The following is a 6,767-nucleotide window of genomic DNA, read 5'->3' on the forward strand; positions in this document are numbered from 1 at the left end:
AACGACCGGGTCGGCCCGCCCGGGTGTTCGCCGAGCACGTGCCGGGCGACCGCGGCACGCCGCTGCCGGGCCGAGTCGCCGGTCAGCGCGTCGCCGAGCAGGGCGTCCAGCTCGCCCGCGTCGCTGAGCAGGTAGCTGCCGGCCTGCCCCGGGAAGCGGGCCAGGAACTCCTCCGCCGGGTAGCCGCGCGGGTTGGTGACGATGATCGGGCGTCCGGTGTAGAGGAAGTCGCTGACCACGCTGGAGACGTCCGCGATCAGCACGTCGGCGGCGTCGAAGGCGTCCAGCAGGGTGAGCCCGGGACGGTCGTCGGCGCAGACCCCGCCGGCCTGCCGCACCAGCGCGTTCACCTCGTCGCGGGCCAGCCGCATGCCCGGCCGGTGCAGACCGGTGGACGGGTGCGGCTTGAACAGCACCCGGACGCCGCCGCGGGCGATCAGGGCCCGGACCAACGCCGGCCCCATCGCCTCCAGCGAGGAGTAGTCGGTCTGCTCGTAGTAGCCCTCGAAGGTCGGCGCGTAGAGCACGGTGGGCGGACGCTGCCCGAGCGGCCCCACCCGCAGCCCCTCGATCTGCGGCCGTCCGACGATCGCGAAGCGCTCCCGGGGAATCTGCACCCCGGCGGCCCGGTAGCGGTCCACCGCCGCCTCGCCGGCCACCCAGATCTGGTCGTAGATCCGGGCGATCGGGGTGGCGCTGGTCGCCTTGTCGCTGTCGCCGTGCCCGAGGAAGACGTGCCGCAGCCGGTCGTCCCGCTGCAGGTCGATGTTCTTGCCGCTGTTGGCGAAGTAGAAGGCGACCCGGGCCGACGACGGCACCGCGCGCTCCAGGTTGCGGCCGTGCGGGGCGTACAGCACCGGCAGGTCGGTCGCCTCGATCACCGGCAGCTGGCTGGCCTCGCGGACCACCACCACCGCCCCCTCGGGCAGCGCCTCCAACGGCGCCAGCCACTGGTTGAGCAGATATCTCGCCTGCCCGGCCCCGGCCGACAGGTAGGCCACTGCGGTGGCTCCGGACGCCTCGACGGCCTGCGCCAACCGCTGCTGCGCCGCGCTGGCCAGCGCGGTCGCCCGCCGGACGCCGAGCGCCCGGGCCGCGGACACCACCAGCAGCCCGGCGATCACCGCCAGCTGTCCGGCGACCCCGGCCAGGCCGGCGCCGAGCAGGGCCAGCAGCGCGGCCGCCGCCTCGAACCAGCCGTAGGGCGCCCCGGCGGCGTAGCCGTAGACCGCGGCGTAGGCCCGGGTGGCCTCCGGCTGCTCGGTGGCGCCGGGACGGTATTCCAGCATCGGCTGCCGCAGCTGCGCGGTGGTGACCAGCGCCCCGAAGGCCAGCCAGCACAGCTGCAGCACGGCGACGGTGGCCACGAAGGCGCCGACCAGGCCGGGCGCCGCGACGGCCAGCAGCGCGACCAGCAGCAGCTCCCGCACCAGGGCCCGGACCTGCGGCGACCAGCCGCTCAGGGTGAGCACCGCGGCCAGCGGCGTCCGGACGGACGCGGCGGCCAGGTCGCCGACGACGGCGGCCAGGAAGCCGAGCACGCCCAGGCCCAGCCAACCGCCCAGCACGGCCAGCGCCAGGGCGGTCAGCCCCAGCACCGTCACCGCCGGATACCACGGGGCCACCGCAGCGGCCCAGCGCGGGGCCGTGCCGCGCACCGCGCGAATCAGCCCCTCGGGCTCCGGGACGGGCAGATTGGCGGGCACCATGCGGGTCAGGCGGGCGCTGATCGAGGGCATCGCGATCCGTTCAGCCGAAGGTGTGTGCGGCGGCCCGGGCCGATTCGATGATGCCGGCGATGGCGATCGACTCCGCCGCCCGCAACCGGAACGACTCCCGGCGTCCGGACCTGATCATGGTGCAGAACTCGGCCAGCTCGTAGCGCAGGCCGTCGCCGTCGAAGGTGGCGTAGAACTTCTTGTTGTGCCGGGGGTCTTCGAAGCGCACCTCGAAGAACTCGGTCAGCCACCAGGGCGCCGGCACGTACAGGTAGCCGCGGGTGCCGGCCACCACCAGGTCGCCCTCGGCCTTCACCCCCAGCCCGATGCGGGCCGAGCTGATCGCGTGCGGGAAGTTCAGGTCGATCCGGGAGAACAGCTCCACCGCCGAGTCCGCCGGCCGGTAGGAGTGGGTGCTGATCGTGTCGTAGCCGGTGCCGAGCAGCTTCACGATGGCCAGCAGCGGATAGGTGGCCAGTTCGGAGATGCTGCCGCCGTCCGGGGCCCGGAGCTCCCGGCCGTGCCGGACCAGCTTGGTGAAGGTGGCGTCCACCGAGCGGATCTCGCCGATCGAGCCGCTGCGGGCCACCCCGACCATCCGCTCGAAACCGGGCGCGAAGGCCGTCTTGATCGCCTCGATCAGCACCACGTCGGCGGCCGCCGCCCGCGCGAACAGCTCGTCGGCCTCGGCGCGGGTGAGCGCCAGCGGCTTCTCGCAGAGCACGTGCCGGCCCCGGTCGATGGCCCGCCGGACGTGTTCCACGTGGGCGTGGTGCGGGCTGGCCACGTAGACCGCGCTGACCCCGTCCAGCAGTTCGTCGTAGCTGCGGTGCGCGCGTCCGATCTCCAGCTCGTCGGCGAACGCCTGGGTGCGCTCGAAGGTCCGGCTGTACACCGCCTCGACGCTCACCCCGCTGACGAACCGGGCCTCGGCGACCATCCGCCGGGCGATCCGGCCGGCCCCCACGATGCCCAGCGAGATCACCCCCTCGGCGTTGCGCAGCTGGGTGCTGGAGACGCCCTTGGTGCGTTCCAGGTAGACCACCTGGCAGTAGTCGCGCAGGTAGTCGAAGTGGCCCTGCCAGTCGGAGCCGATGGCGAAGATGTCCACGTCGTACTTCTGCACGTCGCTGATCTTCTGGCCCTCGTACTCCTCGACGATGATCTGGTCGGCCAGGCCGGTGTTCTCCACGTTGCGGATCCGCTCCAGGACGTCCTGGGTCACGTTCAGCTTGCCGCGGGAGTTGTCGTAGCTGTCGGTGGTGACGCCGACGATCAGGTGGTCGCCGAGCGCCCTGGCCCGCTCCAGCAGCCGCCGGTGGCCCTCGTGGAAGAGGTCGAAGGTGCCGTAGGTGATGACGCGCACTCCGCCCCCCTGCTCGGTGGCCGCGGCTGCCGAGCGTGTCGGGCGCCGGCCGGACAAGCCCTCGGTCACCGTCCCTTGGCTCCCTGGTAGGCCTCGATCACCTCGCCGGTCGGGCCGTCCATGCGCAGTTCGCCGCGATGGATCCAGATCGTCCGCTCGCAGGTGTCGGCGATCGAGCCCATCGAATGCGAGACCAGGAAGACCGTGCCGGCGTTCTGGCGGATCTCCCGGATGCGGCCCTCGCTGCGGGCCCGGAAGCCCTTGTCGCCCACCGACAGCGCTTCGTCCACGATCAGGATCTCGTGCTGTTTCGCCGTGGCGATGGAGAATTTGAGCCGGGCCTGCATGCCGGAGGAGTAGGTGCGCATCGGCAGGTCGATGAACTCCTCCAGTTCGGCGAACTCGACGATCTCGTCGCGCAGCTGCAGCACCTCCTTCTTGGAGAAGCCCAGCGCCAGCCCGCCCAGGATGATGTTGTTCTCGCCGGACAGGTCGGGCAGCAGGGCCGCGCCGACGCCCAGCAGGTTCGGACGCGACGCGGCGTAGACCGCGCCGGACTCCGGCGGCGTCAGCCCGGTGATCGCCCGCATCAGGGTCGACTTGCCGGAACCGTTGTGGCCGATCACGCCGATCGACTCGTTCTGGTAGGCGGTGAAGGTGACGCCCTTGAGGGCGTGCACGGTCCGGACGCCGCGCGCCCGGGTGAGCAGCCCGGAACGGCCGGCGGCGCCTTCGGCGGTCCGGCCCCCGGCGAACACCCGGTACTTCACGTGGAGGTTGTCGACCACCACGACCGGCTGGCGTCCGGCGGATTCAGTCTCGGCCATAGCGCTCCTCGGCGACCCAGAAGAACAGCAGCCCGACGACGAACACCAGCACCGACCAGAGCGCGAAATAGGCCCAGTAGTGCAGCGAGTAGTGCCCCGCGTTCATCAGCAGTCCGCGGGCGATCTGCAGCACCTGATAGAGGGGATGGAAGTCGTACACCTGCACCACCCAGGGGTGGGAGCTGAAGATCCGGTCGACCGCGAACAGCACGCCGGAGGTGTAGAACAGGATCCGGTTCACGAACGGCAGGATCTGGGTGAGATCGCGGACGTGCACGGTGAGCCGGGCGGCGATCATCGCGACACCGCAGTTGAACAGCGTGTAGAGGGCCAGCAGCGGCACCATCAGCAGCCAGTCCCAGGCCGGCGGATGCCCGAGCAGCACCAGCGCCAGCGCCATCACCCCGAGCATCGGCATCAGCGCCATGAAGTTCTCCAGCACCACCGCGATCGGCAGGGTGATCCGGGGGAACGCCAGCGACTGCACCAGCGCGCGGTTGCCGGTGATCGACTTGGCGCCGTTGCTCAGCGACTTGGAGAAGAAGTCGAACAGGAAGACGCCGATGACGATGTACGCCGGATAGTCCGGGGGCCGGTTGCCGCCGGTCTGCAGCCAGTAGAAGATCACGCCGTAGACCAGCGCGTTGAGCGAGGGCTGCAGCACCAGCCACAGCATGCCCAGCCGGTTGCGCTGCTGGCTGGCCTGGATCCGGAACCGGGCCATCGCGAGCGGGAAGTCTCGTCGATCCCAGGCCTGCTTGAGATAGCTCAGCAGCCGAGGGCGCGCACCCACCCGATGCAGACCGTGCTGGGCGGCGTAGTCAGCCAGACTCATCGACGTTCGGCTTCCTCTCGCTGCGGGCCACGGTGGACAAACATCCAGATTCTAGCCACCCGAAAGACAAACCGTGGCGAGCCCGCGCCCGGCTCGGACGGACGCGGGCACGCGAACGTCAGGACCGGTGTTGCAGGTAGTAGCCGACCAGATTCTTGGTTGACGGGTCCTGCGCGGCCAGGGCGTCGGCGTCGCCGGCCACCGCCGGGGCGATCTGCAGGGCCAATTGCTTGCCCAGCTCGACCCCCCACTGGTCGAAGGAGTTGATCCCCCAGATCACGCCTTCGGTGAAGGTGATGTGCTCGTAGAGGGCGATCAGCTGGCCCACCACCGACGGGGTCAGCGCCGGCGCCATGATGGACGTGGTGGGCCGGTTGCCCGGGAACACCCGGGCCGGGACGATCGGCTCCGGCGTCCCCTCGGCCCGCACCTCGTCGGCGGTCTTGCCGAAGGCCAGCGCCTTGGTCTGGGCGAAGAAATTGGCCAGGAACAGCTCGTGCACGTCGACGCCGCCGTCCTTGATCGGATGCGCCGGGTTGGCCACCGCGATGAAATCGCAGGGGATCAACTGGGTGCCCTGGTGGATCAGCTGGTAGAAGGCGTGCTGGCCGTTGGTGCCGGGCTCGCCCCAGAACACCTCGCCGGTCTGGGTGGTCACCGGGGAGCCGTCCAGCCGCACCCCCTTGCCGTTGGACTCCATGGTCTGCTGCTGCAGGTAGGCGGCGAAGCGGTGCAGGTACTGGGCGTAGGGCAGCACCGCGTGCGAGCCGGCCTTGAAGAAGTTCACGTACCAGATGTTCAGCAGGCCCATCAGCAGCGGGACGTTCTGCTTCGGATCGGCGCTGACGAAGTGCTCGTCGATGGCGTGGAAGCCGGCCAGGAAGTCGGCGAAGTTGTCCGGGCCGAGGGTCAGGATGAGCGGCAGGCCGACCGCGGAGTCCACCGAGTAGCGGCCGCCCACCCAGTTCCAGAAGCCGAACGCGTTGGCCGGGTCGATGCCGAACTGCTCCACCTTGTCCAGCGCGGTGGAGACCGCGACGAAGTGCTTGGCGACCGCGTCCGCGCGCTGCGCGTCGGAGCCGTCGATGGCGCCGGACTCGGTGAGCGCGCCGAGCAGCCAGTCCCGGGCCATCCGGGCGTTGGTCAGCGTCTCCAGCGTGGTGAAGGTCTTCGACGCGACCACGAACAGCACCGTCTCGGGGTCGACGTCCTTGGTCTTCTCGGCCACGTCGGTGGGGTCGATGTTGGAGATGAAGCGGGCCTGCAGGCCGGGGGCCACGTACGGCTTCAGCGCCTCGTAGACCATCACCGGGCCCAGATCGGAGCCGCCGATGCCGATGTTGACGATGGTGCTGATCTTCTTGCCGGTGACACCCACCCACTCGCCGGAACGGACCCGCTCGGCGAAGGCGTACATGGCGTCCAGCACCTCGTGCACCTCGTCGACCACGTTGACGCCGTCCACCTCGAGCACGTCGCCCTTGGGACGCCGCAGCGCGGTGTGCAGCACCGACCGGTTCTCGGTGACGTTGATCCGCTCGCCGGCGAACATGGCGTCGCGGTAGGCGGCCACCCCGACCTCGTCGGCCAGCTGGACCAGGGCGTCCAGCACCGCGTCGTCGATCAGGTTCTTGGACAGGTCGACGTACAGCTCGGCCGCCGGGAACGAGTAGCGGGAGGCGCGCTCGGGGTCGGCGGCGAAGGCGCCGCGCAGGTCGGGGACGAACTCGTCGTGAAGCTTCTGAAGCTTCTGCCACGCGTCGGTCGTGGTCGGGTCAACGGGAGTCTGCATGACACGCAGCCTAACCAGGCCGGCGCCGCGGTTCACCGCAAACGCCAGGATCTCCCGCTCAAGGAAGCGCTGATCAATGCTGTTCCGAGCGAGGACGTGCCCGGCGGGATGAGCTGCGGCCCCCGGATCTTGTGGGCGTACTGGACGTACGGCGCAAGATTTGGGGGCCGCAGATCGCCCGCCGGGCACGTCCTCGCTCGGAACAGCATTGATCAGCGCTTCCTTGAGC

The 6,767-nt window shown here is 70.3% G+C and carries 5 protein-coding genes; all 5 read right to left on the minus strand.

The window, feature by feature from the left end; all coding sequences use genetic code 11:
- On the minus strand, positions 1 to 1,739 hold a 1,739-nt coding region (locus tag QM582_RS17365; protein WP_415086518.1), incomplete at its 3' end, for a CDP-glycerol glycerophosphotransferase family protein.
- A 10-nt stretch (positions 1,740 to 1,749) separates the two neighbouring features.
- The gene (locus QM582_RS17370; protein WP_415086520.1) at positions 1,750 to 3,084 is read right to left on the minus strand and encodes a Gfo/Idh/MocA family oxidoreductase; all 1,335 of its coding nucleotides are present in this window, start codon (positions 3,082 to 3,084) and stop codon (positions 1,750 to 1,752) included.
- Between the two features lie 65 nt (positions 3,085 to 3,149).
- Entirely contained in the window at positions 3,150 to 3,911 is a 762-nt protein-coding gene (locus QM582_RS17375; RefSeq protein WP_415086522.1) for an ABC transporter ATP-binding protein, read from the minus strand.
- Complete coding sequence (locus QM582_RS17380; RefSeq protein WP_415086524.1) at positions 3,898 to 4,746, minus strand: ABC transporter permease; 849 nt, start codon at positions 4,744 to 4,746, stop codon at positions 3,898 to 3,900. Before QM582_RS17380 ends, QM582_RS17375 begins: the two co-directional genes overlap by 14 nt.
- Before the next feature lie 118 nt (positions 4,747 to 4,864).
- On the minus strand, positions 4,865 to 6,538 hold the full coding sequence (gene pgi, locus QM582_RS17385) for a glucose-6-phosphate isomerase (protein ID WP_415086525.1): 1,674 nt from the start codon (positions 6,536 to 6,538) through the stop codon (positions 4,865 to 4,867).
- Positions 6,539 to 6,767: the final 229 nt, after the last annotated feature.

This window comes from Micropruina sp., from assembly GCF_047607385.1.
In the GTDB taxonomy this organism is placed as follows: domain Bacteria; phylum Actinomycetota; class Actinomycetes; order Propionibacteriales; family Propionibacteriaceae; genus Micropruina.

What these genes read in the sequence shown, in the direction of transcription:
- QM582_RS17375 (WP_415086522.1), bottom strand. Translation starts at nt 3,911, where the DNA reads ATGGCCGAGACTGAATCCGCCGGACGCCAGCCGGTCGTGGTGGTCGAC.
- QM582_RS17380 (WP_415086524.1), bottom strand. Translation starts at nt 4,746, where the DNA reads ATGAGTCTGGCTGACTACGCCGCCCAGCACGGTCTGCATCGGGTGGGT.
- pgi (WP_415086525.1), bottom strand. Translation starts at nt 6,538, where the DNA reads ATGCAGACTCCCGTTGACCCGACCACGACCGACGCGTGGCAGAAGCTT.